The sequence below is a fragment of the Sphingomonas sp. GW821-FHT09E03 genome (assembly GCF_059416225.1).
Window position 1 is genome coordinate 386,057 of sequence record NZ_JBWKOS010000002.1, and the last position, 13,880, is coordinate 399,936.

Genomic DNA, 13,880 nt, shown 5'->3' on the forward strand with positions numbered 1-13,880 from the left:
CGCCACGCAACCGGGGGAAACACACATGCCAGGCGGATTGGTCGCCCTGCTCGACGACATCGCCGCGATCGCCAAGCTCGCCGCCGCCAGCCTCGACGATGTCGCCGGCGCCGCGGGCAAGGCCGGCACCAAGGCGGCCGGCGTGGTGATCGACGATACCGCGGTCACCCCGCGCTACATGATCGGGCTCAGCCCGGCGCGCGAGCTGCCGATCATCTGGAAGATCGCCAAGGGATCGCTGCGCAACAAGCTGGTGTTCCTGCTCCCCGCCGCGCTGGCGCTGAGCGCGCTCGCGCCCTGGGCGATCACCCCGATCCTGATGCTCGGCGGCAGCTATCTCTGCTTCGAGGCGGCGGAGAAGATCCTCGGCGCTCTCACCGGCAGCCATGGCGGCGAGGAAGCCGCCGCGGTCACCGACCCCAAGGAGCTGGAGGATCGGCAGGTCTCGGGCGCGGTGCGCACCGACCTCATCCTCTCGGGCGAGATCATGGCGATCGCGCTCGGCGAGATCGCCGATCAGACGCTGGTCAACGAGGCGATCGCGCTAGCCTTGGTGGCGGTGGCGATCACCGCCGGCGTCTACGGCGTGGTCGCGCTGATCGTGAAGATGGACGACATCGGCCTCCATCTCGCCAAGCGCCCGGGCAAGGGCGCGCGGACGCTTGGCCGCGGGCTGGTCGCAGCGATGCCGGTGGTGCTCCACGCGCTGTCGCTGATCGGCACCGCGGCGATGGTATGGGTCGGCGGCGGCATCATCGTCCACGGGCTCGAAACCTTCGGGGTAGAGGCGCTGCCCCATGCCATCCACGCCGCCGCCGAGGGCGCCGCGCATGCGGTCCTGGTGCTGCCGGGCGTGGTGAGCTGGGTCGTCACGGCGGTGGTCTCGGGGATCGTCGGGCTGGTGGTGGGCGGCGTCATCGCGGGTCTGCTCCACCTGGTGCCGCGCAAGCATTGAGGAGGCACGTCGAGCGCTCTCCTCGTCTCGTCATCGATCAGCTTCCACGGAAGGAGGTCTTCCCTCCAAACCGTCACCCCAGCGGAAGCTGGGGTCTCCTCGTGGCAGGCAAATGCTCGCCTCGGGAAAATCCCAGCTTTCGCTGGGATGACGGTAGAAGGAACGCTCGCAAGACTGCAGCGCCGGCTTTGCAGCGCGCGCCACTGTCCTACACGGACCGATGCTGATATCCCCACCAACTGCGATCATCGCAAGAATGGAAACGATCGAAGTTGAGACTCCCCTTGGGGGATGACAACTTCCTCAACTTGTCAGCGCCGCCCGCGGCAGCGGCGGCGCGCGCCATCAACACGGACCCGTCGCCATGAGCCCCTATTCCGACCGCCTCTCTGCTCTTCGTCGCCGCCTAGCCGAGACCGGCCTCGACGGCTTCGTGGTCCCGCTCACCGACGAGCATATGAGCGAATATGTCGGCGCCTATGCGCAGCGGCTCGGCTGGCTGACCGGGTTCGGCGGCTCCGCGGGCACCGCGGTGGTGCTCGCCGATCAGGCGGCGATCTTCACCGATGGCCGCTACACGCTGCAGGTGCGCGAGCAGGTGTCGGGCGACGACTGGGCCTATGTGCCGGTTCCCGCGGAAAGCGTCGCCGGCTGGCTGGCGCAGCACGTCACGCAAGGCGCGCGGGTCGGCTATGATCCCTGGCTGCACACCCGCGCCTGGGTGGTCGAGACCGATGCCGCGCTCGCCGAGGCCGGCGCCGCGCTGGTGCCGGTGGCGGCTAACCCGATCGACGCGGTGTGGACCGACCGGCCGGCACCGTCGCCGGCGATGCTCACCGTCCATGACGATGCCCAGGCCGGCGCCTCCTCGGCCGCCAAGCGTGCGCGCATCGCCGACTGGCTCGGCGAACGCCGCGCCGATGCAGTGGTGCTCTCCGCGCTCGACTCGATCGCCTGGGCGCTCAACGTCCGCGGCGGCGACGTCGACCATACCCCCGTCGCCTTGTCCTATGCGATCGTCGACGCCGATGGCACCACCGACCTGTTCGTCGCGCCCGAGAAGCTCGACGACACCGTCCGCCAGCATCTCGGCAACGCCGTCCGCGTCCACGATCGCGCTGCGTTCGCCGGCGCGCTCGGCGGTTATGCGGGGCGTCGCGTCGTCGCCGATCCCGAGCGCGCGGTCGCGGCGATCTTCGATGGGCTGGAGGCCGGCGGCGCGAGCGTGCTGGCGCTGCGCGACCCGGTGGTGCTCGCCAAGGCGCTCAAGAACCCGGTCGAGGTTGCCGGCCATCGCGCCGCCTCGATCCGCGACGGCGCCGCGCTCACCCGCTTCCTACGCTGGGTGGAGGCCGAATGCCCCAAGGGCGGCGAGACCGAGCTGTCGGCGGCGGCCAGGCTGCTCGCGTTCCGCGAGGAAACCGGGCTGCTCAAGGACACCAGCTTCGCGACCATCTCGGCGACCGGCGCGCATGGCGCCAGCCCGCATTATCATGTCACCGAGGAATCGAATGCGCCGATCGAGCCCGGCCAGCTGTTCCTGATCGATTCAGGCGGCCAATATGCCGATGGCACCACCGACGTCACCCGGGTGATGCCGATCGGCACGCCCACCGCGGAGATGCGCGATCGCTTCACCCGCGTGCTCAAGGGCCATATCGCCATCGCCACCGCGGTCTTCCCCGATGGCACGATGGGCGGACAGATCGACGCCTTTGCGCGCCGGCCCTTGTGGGAGGCGGGGCTCGATTTCGGTCATGGCACCGGCCATGGCATCGGCAGCTATCTGTCGGTCCACGAAGGCCCGCAGCGGATCGCCGCGCCCAACTATCCCGGCGGCGCCGCGCTCGAGCCACTGCGCGCAGGGATGATGCTCTCCAACGAGCCGGGCTATTACAAGCCCGGCGAATACGGCATCCGCATCGAGAATCTGCTGCTGGTCGAGCCGCGGCATATCGAGGGCGGCGATCCCGGCCGCGCCATGCTGGGGTTCGAAACGCTGACCCTGGCGCCGATCGAGCGGACGCTGATCGAACCCGGCCTGTTGTCGGCCGACGAGCGGGCGTGGCTCGATGGCTATCACGCAATGGTTGGCGAACGGCTCGGTGCGATCCTCACCGGCGAGGATCGGGCCTGGCTGGACGCCAAATGCGCGCCGATCGCGTAAGGGCCGCCCGCGGCTTACTAGCGGCGGCTGCCGTCGCCGATCTGGTCGTCGCCCGAGGGATCGCTGCCGGCGGGCCGGCCAGCGGCAGCGTCCGCCGGCCGGCCCGCACCGCCGTCGCGCGCCTGCGCCTTGCGGCGCCGCAGATTGGCCCTCAGCTGGGCGGCCAGTCGCTCGGCCCGTTCGTCGTTGGCGGTCATGGAAAGCTGCCTAGGCTCCGCGCAAAGCCCCGACAATGGCTTGACAAGGCGCGCCCACTGGTCTCTAGGCGCGCTTCCCCGCTGCGTAGCGGGAGTGCTGCCGTAGCTCAGTGGTAGAGCGCATCCTTGGTAAGGCTGAGGTCGTGAGTTCAATCCTCACCGGCAGCACCAGTTTTTCAATGACTTGACGGCCCCATGGGGCCCATCCGGCGGGTGCCGCGGCCTTAGCGGGCCGCGGTGACCCGCCAGACGACGTTGCCGGTGTCATCCGCCACCAGCAGGGCGCCGGTGCGGTCGACCGTCACCCCCACCGGGCGGCCGCGGACCTTGCCGTCGGCGTCGACGAAGCCGGTCAGGAAGTCCTCGGCGATGCCGTTGGGCCGGGCATTGGCGAACGGCACGAAGGCAATCTTATAGCCGTTGAGCTCGTCGCGGTCCCAGCTGCCATGCTCGCCGATGAAGGCGCCGCCGTGGTAGCGAGCGGGCAGGTTGGTGCCGGTGTAGAAGGTCAGGCCCAGCGCCGCGACATGGCTGCTCAGCGCATAATCGGGCGCAATTGCCTTGGCGACGAGATCGGGGCGCTGCGGCTGGACGCGCGGGTCGACGTGCTGGCCGTAATAGCTGTACGGCCAGCCATAGAAGCCGCCGTCGCGTACCGAGGTTAGATAGTCCGGCACCAGATTGGGGCCGAGCTCGTCGCGTTCATTGGCGACTACCCACAAGGTGTTGGTGCCCGGGTAGAAATTGGGGCTGTTGGGGTTGCGCAGGCCGCCGGCGAAGACGCGCGAGCGGCCTGTGGCGCGCTCGATCTCCCACACCGCGGCGCGGTTCTTCTCGGCTTCCATGCCGTTTTCGGTGATGTTGCTGTTCGAGCCGACCGTCGCATAGAGCAGCTTGCCATCCGGGCTGAGCGTCAGGCTCTTGGTCCAGTGATGGTCGATCGGACCGCCGGGCAGCTCGGTAAGTCGCACCGGCGGCGCGGTGATCTTGGTCTGCCCCGGGGTGAACGGGTAGCGCAGCACTGCATCGGTTGCGGCGACGTAAAGGAAGTTGTCGGCGAAGACGACGCCGAACGGCGAATTGAGATGGCCGACCAGCACGGTGCGCTGCTCGGGCACGCCGTCGCCGTCGGCATCGCGCAGCAGGGTGATCTGGTTGGTCGCGCCCTTGGGCTTGGCGCCGCTCTGGCCGGTGGCGCGCTTCTGCACCCAGGACACGATCGGGTTCTTCGGCCGCGTGACGGGATCGAGGTTCGGCCCTTGCGATTCGATCACCAGCACGTCGCCATTGGGCAAAACGGCGATATTGCGCGGGTGGTTGAGATCGCGGGCGAACGCCTGCACGCGCATGCCGGGAGGGGCCGTCGGCGTCTCGTTGGCGCCCCAGCCGACCACCTCGGCGACGTGGATCGGCGGGATCAGATATTGCTGGGGTGCCGGCAGCACCGGATGTGCGCCGATCTGCGTGCGGCGGTCGAAATGCTTGCCGCCGTCGTCGCAAGCAGCAAGCGTCATGGCTAGCGACAGGCCGGCCACCCCGGCAATGATGCGCGCGCGGCTCATGACCGGACCCCCACGCGATGCTTGTAGACGAGCGATGCACCGAGCCAGGCACTGACGGCGAGCAGCGCGACGCTGATGATCGACAGCGTCAGCCCGGTCGGCACCACGCTCGTCCAGCCGTCGCGGCTGTGGACAAAGGCGTTGAACAGCTCGATCACGAAGACGCTGAGGTTGAGGATCATGTGCAGCGTGGCCGGACCGGCAGCCCGCACGCGACGGTCGCCAGCATAATCGATGATTCCCGCCAGCGCGGCGAACCCTCCCATCACCAGCCCCCCGGTGATCAGCCAGATCGAAAAGTTGCTCCACATCACGTTCGCCGACCCGACATAAGCAAGGTCGGTGAGCAGCGCGCCGATGAAGCAGGTGATCGGGAAGGGCACCAGCATCGCATGGATCGGGTGACCGAATACCCTGGCGGTGGACCGGGGGTTGTCGAGTGGTCGTGCGGGCTGCGCCGAGCCTGGATCTGGGTTCATCCCAGCTAAGCGCGTTTTGCGCTCGTCAGTTCCCCGCGTGCGACAAAACGTTGCTGGCCGACAGAGCCGGCTTGCGCCGGTTGGCTAGACCGCTGCGAGCGAGGTGAAGCGCGCGACCTGACGACCGACCAGGCGGAGCTGTTCGAGCACGGCGGGATCGTTGGCGCCGCCGTCCTCGTCGAACTTGGTCGCTTGGGTGTTGATCGCGGCGGCAAATGGCGTCGGCCAGCCGCGCAGGGCGTGGACGATCGAGCGCAGCGCGGCGATCGTCGATCCGGTCGCCTGCCAGCCATAAGCGGTGGCGATCAGCCCTACCGGCATGTCGGCGAGATAGGCGCGCTCGTCGCGCGCGGTTTCCTCGAGCAGGTCGAGCGCGTTCTTGACCACGCCCGAGATGCTGCCGTGATAGCCCGGGCTGGCGATGATCACCGCCGAGGCCTGGCGGACGGTGTCGACGAACGCCTGTTCGTCGGCGGTGCGGCTCAGCGCCCGTGGATCGTAGAGCGGCAGCCGGGCCATGTCGGCGCCGCCGAACATGCGGGTGCGGAAGCCCTCGCGTTCGGCGGCATCGAGCGCGATGCGGAGCGCGCGCTCGGTGGAGGAGACGCCCCCGATGGTGCCGCCGATTCCGACGACGAGCGGGGGGAGGGGGGGTGTGGCCATGGCGCGGGGATAGCGCGGCTGGCGAGGCGGCGCCAGCGCGTCGGCGCCAGTGCAGGCGCCGCTGGTATTCGTCCGGCCAAGCCAGTAAATTCGTTGGCTATCGCGCGGGTTGTCAGGGCAGTTGCCTCGGCTGTTTTTAGGATTGTAATACACCTCATGGCTGACCGCTGGGATGAGCCGATGCGCCCTGATTCGTTCGACAATCGCCGCCGATCGCCGATCGGGCAGCGCTATGCCCTGGATGACGCCGAGCCTGTGCGTGCCTGGGGCCCGGGCCGGTTCGGCGAGCCCGACGACGGGTCTGAGCCGCGCGAGCCGCGTGAGCCGCAGTCTGGGCGGGGATCGTTGTGGCGGTGGGTGACGCGCGGCGCCGCGGCGTTCATCGTGCTGCTGGTGATCGCAATCGGCTGGCTGGCGCTCACCGCACCCTTGTCCAAGTCGCTGCAGCCGCCGACCCCGCCGTCGATCACGCTGACCGCCGACGACGGCACCCCGATCGCGCGGCGCGGCGCGGTGATCGGCACGCCGGTGGATGCCGGCAAGCTGCCCCGCCACGTCACCGGCGCGTTCGTCGCGATCGAGGATCGCCGCTTCTATTCGCACTGGGGCATCGACCCGCGCGGCATCCTGCGCGCCGCCTGGCATAATGTCGGCGCCGGCGGGGTGCGCGAGGGCGGCAGCACCATCACCCAGCAGCTCGCCAAGAATGCCTTCCTCGATTCGGACCGGACGGCGGCGCGCAAGATCCGCGAGGTGATGATCTCCTTCTGGCTCGAGGCATGGTTGAGCAAGGACCAGATCCTGTCGCGCTACCTGTCGAACGTCTATTTCGGCGACAACGTCTATGGGCTCACCGCCGCGGCCAAACATTATTTCGGCCGCGCGCCGCAGGATCTCAACGTCGGCCAGGCGGCGATGCTGGCCGGCCTCGTCAAGGCGCCGTCGCGGCTCGCGCCGACCAGCAATCTTGCCGGCGCGCGCAAGCGCGAGATGGTGGTGGTCGGCGCAATGCAGGCGGCGGGCTTCCTGACCAAGTCGGAGGCCGCGGCGGTGCAGCCGCAGCGCGTGCTGCCCGCCAACCCGCAGCAGCTGCCGAGCGGCACCTATTTCGCGGATTGGGTGCTGCCGGAGGCGCGCGACCGTGCCGGCGAGGTCAAGACCGAGGCGACGGTGGAGACCACGCTCGACCGGCGCCTGCAGAACACCGCCGAGCGGGTGATCCGGCAGGCCGGGCTGCGCCAGGCGCAGGCCGCGATCGTGGCGATGCGCCCCGATGGACAGGTGGTGGCGATGGTCGGCGGCAAGGATTATGGCAAGAGCCCGTTCAACCGCGCCACCCAGGCGCGCCGCCAGCCCGGCTCCACCTTCAAGCTGTTCGTCTATCTCGCCGCGATGCGCGCCGGGATGACGCCGGACTCGATGATGGATGATTCGCCGGTCGAGATCGCCGGGTGGAAGCCGCACAACGACGATGGCCGCTACCTCGGCCAGATCACGCTGCGCCGCGCCTTCGCGCGTTCGTCCAACGTCGTCGCCGCGCGGCTGACCCAGCAGGTCGGCGTCAAGAACGTGATCAATGCGGCGCGCGACCTTGGCATCTCGACGCCGATCCCCAACGAGGCAACGATCGGGCTCGGCACCGCCGAAGTCTCGCTGCTCGAGCTGACCGCGGCCTATGCGGCGATCGCCAACGGCAATTATCCGGTGCAGCCGCGCGGCATTCAGAAGGTCGCCGACAAGAGCTGGTACCAGTCGCTGTCGGGTGGCAGCCGCAAGATCCCCGACAAGATCCGCGAGGAGATGCTCGACCTGCTCTCGTCGTCGCTGCGCGGCACCGGGCGCGAGGCGACGCTGACGGTGGATGCCTATGGCAAGACCGGCACCTCGCAGAGCAGCCGCGATGCCTGGTTCATCGGCTTCTCGCGCGATCTGGTGGTCGGCGTCTGGGTGGGCAACGACGACAGCACGCCCAACCCCGGGCTTCACGGCGGCGGCATCCCGGCGCAGATGTGGCGCCAGTTCATGGTCGCCGGGCTCGGCATCGCGCCGGTTGCCGCGCCGGTGGTGGTCGACGAGAATGCGATGGATCCCGAGGCCGCGGTCGACAATCTGATCGACGAGACGGTGCCGGACGTCACCCCGATCGCGCCGATCGAGGGTGGGGTGCGCGGCTTCGGGCTCGACATGAAGCTCGGCAAGGATGGCAGCATCAGCATCCAGCCGTCGCGCGACCGCGATCGCGACGGCCCGCCGCCGCCGCGCGACCAGCGCCGCGCGGCCGAGGACGAGGGCGACGACGAGCAGTAAAGCGCTTTGTACGCCTGCGCAGCATATGGCGCGGAACGCCGCATGGTATCGGGGGAAGGGCATTGTTGACCGCTGCGCAGGCTGCCGCCAAGGCGCACGTTATGCGCTTTTTCTCAGACAATGCCGCCCCGGTGCACCCCAAAGTGATGGCGGCGATCGCCGCCGCCGATACGCTCGATACGGCTTATGCGGGCGATCGCTGGTCGGCACAGCTCGATGGGCGATTGTCCGATCTGTTCGAGACGTCGGTGAGCGTCTTGTGGGTGCCGACCGGCACCGCGGCGAACTGCCTGGCGTTGGCGGCGCTATGCCCGCCGCACGGCGGTGTGGTCTGCCACCGCGACGCGCATATCCAGAACGATGAGGGCGGCGCGCCGGAATTCTACACCCATGGCGCCAAGCTGTTCCTCGCCGATGGCAAGGGGGCCAAGCTGACGCCGGACAGCATCCTCCACGTCGTCGACGCGATCGCCGACGACGTCCACCGCGTCCAGCCGCATGCCATCTCGATCACCAACGCCACCGAATACGGCCGGGTCTATGCGCCCGCCGAGGTCGCCGCGATCGGCGACGTGGCGCGCCGCCGCGGTCTCGGGCTGCACATGGATGGCGCGCGCTTCGCCAATGCGGTGGCGACGCTCGGCTGCACCCCCGCCGAGGTGACCTGGCGCGCTGGGGTGGATGCGCTGAGCTTCGGCTTCGTCAAGAATGGCGCGATGAGCGCCGAGGCGCTGGTGTTCTTCGCCACCGACCACGCCGCCGTTACCCAATACCGCCGCAAGCGCGCCGGGCTGCTGCTGTCGAAGGGGCGCTACCTTGCCGCGCAGATCCTGGCGATGCTCGACGGCGACCTGTGGCTACACAATGCGCGCGCCGCCAACGCCCGCGCGACCACGCTCGCCGAGGCTGCGGGTACGCGCCTCGTCCATCCCGTCGAGGCCAATGAAGTGTTCCTGCGGGTGACGCCCGATGAAGCCGCGGCGCTGCGCGCCAAGGGATTCGACTTCTACGATTGGGCCGCGGGCGAGGTCCGCCTCGTTACTGCCTGGGACAGCCGTGAGGACGAGGTTGCGCAGCTCGCAACTGCGATCCGAGCGCTGTGAGCCGGCACGCCCGGTGAGACGGCCCCTGCCATGAGCGAGGTCGGCGCCCCGCAATCGACCCGGCTGTCGATCCTCATCCCGTTCGCGATCGTCACGCTGATCTGGGGATCGACCTGGCTGGTGATCCGCGATCAGCTTGCGGTGGTACCCCCGGGCTGGTCGGTGACCTATCGCTTCCTCCTCGCCGGGCTGATGATGGCGACCTATGCGGCAATCAGGGGCGAGCGGCTGCGCCTCGACGCACGCGGCTGGGGATTTGCGGCGGCGACCGGCTTGTTCCAATTCTGCCTCAACTTCAACTTCGTCTATCGCGCCGAGCATTTCATCACCTCGGGGCTGGTCGCGGTGGTGTTCGCGATGCTGCTCGTCCCCAATGCCCTGCTCGCGCGGATCTTCCTCGGCCAGCGCCTGGGCGGGCAGCTGATCGCCGGCTCGGCGGTGGCGATGGCGGGCATCGTGCTGTTGTTTGTCCATGAAGCGCAAGGCGACCCGCGCGGCGCCGGTACCACGCTCGCCGGGATCGGCTTCACCCTGCTTGCCTTGCTCTCCGCCTCGGTCGCAAACGTGATGCAGGCAACGCAGACCGCCAAACGCTATGCCATGATCCCGACGCTCGCGGTGGCGATGCTGATCGGCGCGGGGATCGATGGCGCGCTCGCCTGGTGGATGACCGGGCCGCCGGTGATCGAGCCACGCTGGGGCTATGCGGCGGGGATCGTCTATCTTGCGCTGTTCGCGTCGACGCTCGCCTTTCCGCTATATTATGGCGTGTTGCGCGTCATCGGTCCGGCCAAGGCGGCCTATTCGAGCGTGATCGTGCCGGTGATCGCGATGCTGCTGTCGACGCTGTTCGAAGGCTATCGCTGGTCGCCGCTCGCCGGCGCCGGCGCGCTGCTGACGGGGATCGGGCTGGTGATCGCGTTGAGAGCGCGAAGGCCCAATCGGTAGTGGGGGTATAGCGGCGTCCAGCCGAGCACGCGCTTGGCCTTGCCGTTGGCGACGCGGCGATTCTCGGCGTAAAAGGCGCGCGCCGTGGCCGATAGCTGGTCTGGCGCGACCAGCGGCGGCGGCGGCAGCCCGAGCAGCGATGCCGCATAGCTCACCACGTCATTGAGCGGCGCGGGGTAATCGTCGGCGAGATTATAGGCGCCCGGCGGGGCGTCGGCAGCCGCCAGCAGCCCGCTGACGAGATCGTCGACATGCGCACGGCTGAACACCTGACCCGCCGAGATGATCCGGTGTGCGCGGCCATCGCGCACCCGATCGAGCGGCGAGCGGCCGGGGCCGTAGATGCCGGGCAGGCGGAACACGCGGGCGCCGCGCGCCAGCCACGCCGCATCCGCCGCGGCGCGAGCGGAGCGTCGCCCGCCGCCCGTCGGCGAGGTCTCGTCCACCCACGCGCCGCCGGCGTCGCCATAGACGCCGGTGGAGGAGAGATAGGCGAGCCGCTGCGTGCCCAGTGCGTCGCCATAGCGCGCAAGCACCGGATCGTGATCATCGACCGGCGGCACCGACGAGAGCACGTGGCTCGCCGCCGCCAGCGCGCGGCGCACCGCGGGCTCGTCGGCGAAGGCGATCGTGCCGGCGCGGCCATCGCGGCTGGTGCCGATCACCGCCGCCGGCCAGCGTGCCGCCAGCCGCTGCGCGGTATAGCCCAGCCCGAAGATCAGCAGCATGGAGCAGTCCCGCCCTGCCGGCGCAGCGCCGCTGCGCTGAAGGTACGGATCATGCGACCAAATCTCCCGTCGGAAGTTGGTGACGTAACACGCGACATTGCCCGCGCAAGCTTTCGCTGGCAGCGTAAGGCGGCGTTTCTATAAAGGTCTTCATGCTCGACGTTTCGCACAGCATCGCCACGCCCCAGCAGCAGCCCGGCACCGTCCGGCGCGAGGATTATCGCGCGCCTGCCTGGCTGGTGCCCGACATCCGCCTCGCCTTCGATCTCGATCCCGCCGCGACGCGCGTGACCGCGACCATGTCGGTGACCCGCAACGGCGCGCGCGGCGAGCCGCTCCGCCTCGACGGTGCCGGGCAGAAACCGCTGGCGGTGAGCGTGGATGGCGTTGCGATCAGCGACTGGCGGATCGAGGGCGAACAGCTCGTCATTCCGCTCGCCGGCGACGCGCACACGATCGAGACCGAGGTGGAGATCGCGCCCGAGCGCAACACCCAGCTGATGGGGCTCTACGCCAGCGGCGGCAATCTGTGCACGCAATGCGAGGCCGAGGGCTTCCGCCGCATCACCTATTTCCCCGATCGCCCGGACGTGCTCAGCCGCTACACGGTACGGATGACCGCGGATAGGACCCGCTTTCCGGTGCTGCTCGCCAATGGCGATCCTGTCGGCGAGGGTGAGCTCGGCGACGGCCGCCATTGGGCGGAATGGAACGATCCTTATCCCAAGCCCTGCTATCTGTTCGCGCTGGTCGCCGGCGATCTCGCGGTCAACCGCGGCACCTTCACCACCATGTCGGGCCGCGAGGTGTCGCTCGGCATTTGGGTGCGCGCTGCCGACCTCGCCAAGACCGAGCATGCGCTCCATGCGCTTAAGCTGTCGATGGCGTGGGACGAGCGCGTCTACGGTCGCGAATATGATCTCGATGTGTTCAACATCGTCGCGGTCGACGATTTCAATTTCGGCGCGATGGAGAACAAGGGGCTGAATATCTTTAACAGCCGCTACATCCTCGCCGACCCCGACACCGCCACCGATTACGATTATGACGCGATCGCCGCAGTAGTGGCGCATGAATATTTCCACAATTGGTCAGGCAACCGGATCACCTGCCGCGACTGGTTCCAGCTCAGCCTCAAGGAAGGCTTTACCGTCTATCGCGACCAGGGCTTCTCGGCGGACCAGGGGTCGGCCGCAGTGAAGCGCATCGAGGACGTGCGCGGCTTGCGCGCGGCGCAGTTCCCCGAGGATGCCGGTCCGCTCGCCCACCCGGTCCGTCCCGAGGACTATCTCGAGATCTCCAATTTCTACACGGCGACCATCTACAACAAGGGCGCCGAGCTGATCCGGATGATGGCGACCATGCTCGGCCCCGTAAAATTCCGCGCCGCGACCGACCTCTATTTCGCGCGGTTCGACGGGACGGCGGCGACCTGCGAGGATTTCGTCGCCTGCATGGAAGAGGCCGGCGACATCGATCTCGGCCAGTTCCGGCTGTGGTACAGCCAGGCAGGCACGCCGCGCGTCGCCGCCCACCTTACCCAGGAACCGGGCGGCGCGCGCGCAACGCTGCGCCTCGCCCAGCATGTGCCCGCGACCCCCGGGCAGCCGGACAAGCAGCCGATGGTGCTGCCGCTCAGGATCAAGCTGTTCGGCGCGGAAACCGGCCAGCCGATCGGCGACGAGCAACTGGTGCTGCTCGACCAGTCGAGCGAGACCTTCACGGTAGAGGGCATCACCGAGCGCGCGATCCTCTCGATCAACCGCGGCTTCTCGGCGCCAGTGATTATCGAAAGCGATCGCAGCGCCGCCGATCTCGCCTTCCTTTCGGCGCGCGATGACGATCCCTTCGCCCGCTATGAGGCGATGCAGCAGCTGATGCTCGACACGCTGGTCGCAGGCGCCATTTCCGGCACCGTCGATCATGACGCAGTGGTCGCCGCAGTCGCCAATACGCTCAACAGCGCCGATCTCGATCGCGCCTTCATCGCCGAGGCGGTGTTGCTGCCATCGGAAAGCTTCATCGGCGACCAGATGGCGACGGTGGATCCCGACGCGATCTTCCGGGCGCGCGAGGCACTGCGCTGCGAGCTTGGCAAGCGGCTCAACGGCCAGTGGCGCCAGGCCTATGGTGAAGGACTGGCACAGACCTATGCCTATACGCCGGCCGGCAAGGGCATGCGCCGGCTCAAGAACGTCGCGCTCGGCTATATCGCCGCGGGCGGTGCGCTCGATGCCGCCGATCTCGCCTTCCAGCAGTTCGAGCTAGCCGACAACATGACCGATCGGCAGGGTGCGCTGTCGACGCTTGCCAACGGCCAGTCGGCGCAGCGCGAACAGGCGCTCGACATCTTCTACAAGCGCTATGCCGGCAACATGCTGGTGCTCGACAAATGGTTCCAGACCCAGGCGTTGTCGTCGCGCGACGATACGGCGGGCGAGGTCGCGGCGCTGGCGCGGCATCCGGACTTCACCCTGGCCAACCCCAACCGCGCCCGGGCGCTGATCGGGGCGTTCGGCGCCAACCAGCGCGCGTTCAACACCGCGGACGGGTCGGGCTACCGCTTCGTCGCCGATCAGCTGATTGCGCTCGACCGGCTCAATCCGCAGACCGCGGCCAAGCTGCTGCCGCCACTGGCGCGCTGGCGCCGGTTCGACGCGGCGCGCGCTGCGCTGATGCGGGCCGAGCTGGAGCGGATCGTGTCGACGCCTGGCTTGTCGAAGGACATGTTCGAGCAGGCATCGAAAAGTCTCGCCTAGGCGAGCGTCGTC

Annotated in this window: 11 protein-coding genes and 1 tRNA gene; 7 read left to right on the forward strand and 5 right to left on the reverse strand. The window is 68.7% G+C overall.

Annotation, left to right across the window (positions count from 1 at the left end):
* Window positions 1-25: 25 nt before the first annotated feature.
* Both AC07M8_RS06150 and AC07M8_RS06155 read left to right on the forward strand, forming a co-directional pair.
* A complete protein-coding gene (locus tag AC07M8_RS06150; RefSeq protein ID WP_495173492.1) occupies window positions 26-955 on the forward strand; it encodes a DUF808 family protein in 930 nt (309 codons plus the stop codon).
* Window positions 956-1,319: 364 nt separating this feature from the next.
* Window positions 1,320-3,122 carry an aminopeptidase P family protein gene (locus AC07M8_RS06155; protein ID WP_495173493.1) on the forward strand — a complete coding sequence of 601 codons (1,803 nt, stop codon included), beginning with the start codon at window positions 1,320-1,322 and terminating at the stop codon, window positions 3,120-3,122.
* A 17-nt stretch (window positions 3,123-3,139) separates the two neighbouring features.
* Here AC07M8_RS06155 and AC07M8_RS06160 read toward each other — a convergent pair whose 3' ends face one another.
* Window positions 3,140-3,319 (reverse strand): hypothetical protein, encoded by a 180-nt coding sequence (locus AC07M8_RS06160; protein ID WP_495173494.1) that lies wholly within the window; start codon window positions 3,317-3,319, stop codon window positions 3,140-3,142.
* 96 nt (window positions 3,320-3,415) lie between these two features.
* Here AC07M8_RS06160 and AC07M8_RS06165 point away from each other — a divergent pair.
* A tRNA-Thr gene (locus AC07M8_RS06165) sits at window positions 3,416-3,490 on the forward strand.
* 53 nt (window positions 3,491-3,543) lie between these two features.
* Here AC07M8_RS06165 and AC07M8_RS06170 read toward each other — a convergent pair.
* From AC07M8_RS06170 to AC07M8_RS06180, 3 genes are all read right to left on the reverse strand, one after another.
* Entirely contained in the window at window positions 3,544-4,881 is a 1,338-nt protein-coding gene (locus AC07M8_RS06170; protein WP_495173495.1) for a PQQ-dependent sugar dehydrogenase, read from the reverse strand.
* On the reverse strand, window positions 4,878-5,360 hold the full coding sequence (locus AC07M8_RS06175; protein WP_495173496.1) for a DUF2231 domain-containing protein: 483 nt from the start codon (window positions 5,358-5,360) through the stop codon (window positions 4,878-4,880). The genes AC07M8_RS06170 and AC07M8_RS06175 overlap by 4 nt, the downstream gene beginning before the upstream one ends.
* An 84-nt stretch (window positions 5,361-5,444) precedes the next feature.
* Window positions 5,445-6,023 carry an NADPH-dependent FMN reductase gene (locus tag AC07M8_RS06180; RefSeq protein WP_495173497.1) on the reverse strand — a complete coding sequence of 193 codons (579 nt, stop codon included), beginning with the start codon at window positions 6,021-6,023 and terminating at the stop codon, window positions 5,445-5,447.
* Window positions 6,024-6,179: 156 nt separating this feature from the next.
* Between AC07M8_RS06180 and AC07M8_RS06185 the strand changes: the two genes are divergently transcribed.
* From AC07M8_RS06185 to AC07M8_RS06195, 3 genes are all read left to right on the forward strand, one after another.
* Window positions 6,180-8,330 carry a transglycosylase domain-containing protein gene (locus AC07M8_RS06185; protein WP_495173498.1) on the forward strand — a complete coding sequence of 717 codons (2,151 nt, stop codon included), beginning with the start codon at window positions 6,180-6,182 and terminating at the stop codon, window positions 8,328-8,330.
* 101 nt (window positions 8,331-8,431) lie between these two features.
* A complete protein-coding gene (locus tag AC07M8_RS06190; protein WP_495173499.1) occupies window positions 8,432-9,433 on the forward strand; it encodes a threonine aldolase family protein in 1,002 nt (333 codons plus the stop codon).
* A gap of 30 nt (window positions 9,434-9,463) precedes the next feature.
* On the forward strand, window positions 9,464-10,381 hold the full coding sequence (locus AC07M8_RS06195) for a DMT family transporter (protein ID WP_495173500.1): 918 nt from the start codon (window positions 9,464-9,466) through the stop codon (window positions 10,379-10,381).
* Here AC07M8_RS06195 and AC07M8_RS06200 read toward each other — a convergent pair.
* On the reverse strand, window positions 10,291-11,109 hold the full coding sequence (locus AC07M8_RS06200; protein WP_495173501.1) for a Rossmann-fold NAD(P)-binding domain-containing protein: 819 nt from the start codon (window positions 11,107-11,109) through the stop codon (window positions 10,291-10,293). The genes AC07M8_RS06195 and AC07M8_RS06200 overlap by 91 nt on opposite strands.
* Window positions 11,110-11,261: 152 nt before the next feature.
* Between AC07M8_RS06200 and pepN the strand changes: the two genes are divergently transcribed.
* Window positions 11,262-13,868, forward strand: coding sequence for an aminopeptidase N (gene pepN, locus AC07M8_RS06205; RefSeq protein WP_495173502.1), 2,607 nt, complete (start codon window positions 11,262-11,264; stop codon window positions 13,866-13,868).
* Window positions 13,869-13,880 lie beyond the last annotated feature (12 nt).

Bases quoted from the DNA above. Each gene is read 5' to 3' on its own strand.
- AC07M8_RS06175 (WP_495173496.1), bottom strand. From the start codon at position 5,360: ATGAACCCAGATCCAGGCTCGGCGCAGCCCGCACGACCACTCGACAAC.
- AC07M8_RS06180 (WP_495173497.1), bottom strand. From the start codon at position 6,023: ATGGCCACACCCCCCCTCCCCCCGCTCGTCGTCGGAATCGGCGGCACC.
- AC07M8_RS06195 (WP_495173500.1), top strand. From the start codon at position 9,464: ATGAGCGAGGTCGGCGCCCCGCAATCGACCCGGCTGTCGATCCTCATC.
- AC07M8_RS06185 (WP_495173498.1), top strand. From the start codon at position 6,180: ATGGCTGACCGCTGGGATGAGCCGATGCGCCCTGATTCGTTCGACAAT.
- AC07M8_RS06150 (WP_495173492.1), top strand. From the start codon at position 26: ATGCCAGGCGGATTGGTCGCCCTGCTCGACGACATCGCCGCGATCGCC.
- AC07M8_RS06155 (WP_495173493.1), top strand. From the start codon at position 1,320: ATGAGCCCCTATTCCGACCGCCTCTCTGCTCTTCGTCGCCGCCTAGCC.
- AC07M8_RS06200 (WP_495173501.1), bottom strand. From the start codon at position 11,109: ATGCTGCTGATCTTCGGGCTGGGCTATACCGCGCAGCGGCTGGCGGCA.
- AC07M8_RS06160 (WP_495173494.1), bottom strand. From the start codon at position 3,319: ATGACCGCCAACGACGAACGGGCCGAGCGACTGGCCGCCCAGCTGAGG.
- AC07M8_RS06190 (WP_495173499.1), top strand. From the start codon at position 8,432: ATGCGCTTTTTCTCAGACAATGCCGCCCCGGTGCACCCCAAAGTGATG.
- AC07M8_RS06170 (WP_495173495.1), bottom strand. From the start codon at position 4,881: ATGAGCCGCGCGCGCATCATTGCCGGGGTGGCCGGCCTGTCGCTAGCC.
- pepN (WP_495173502.1), top strand. From the start codon at position 11,262: ATGCTCGACGTTTCGCACAGCATCGCCACGCCCCAGCAGCAGCCCGGC.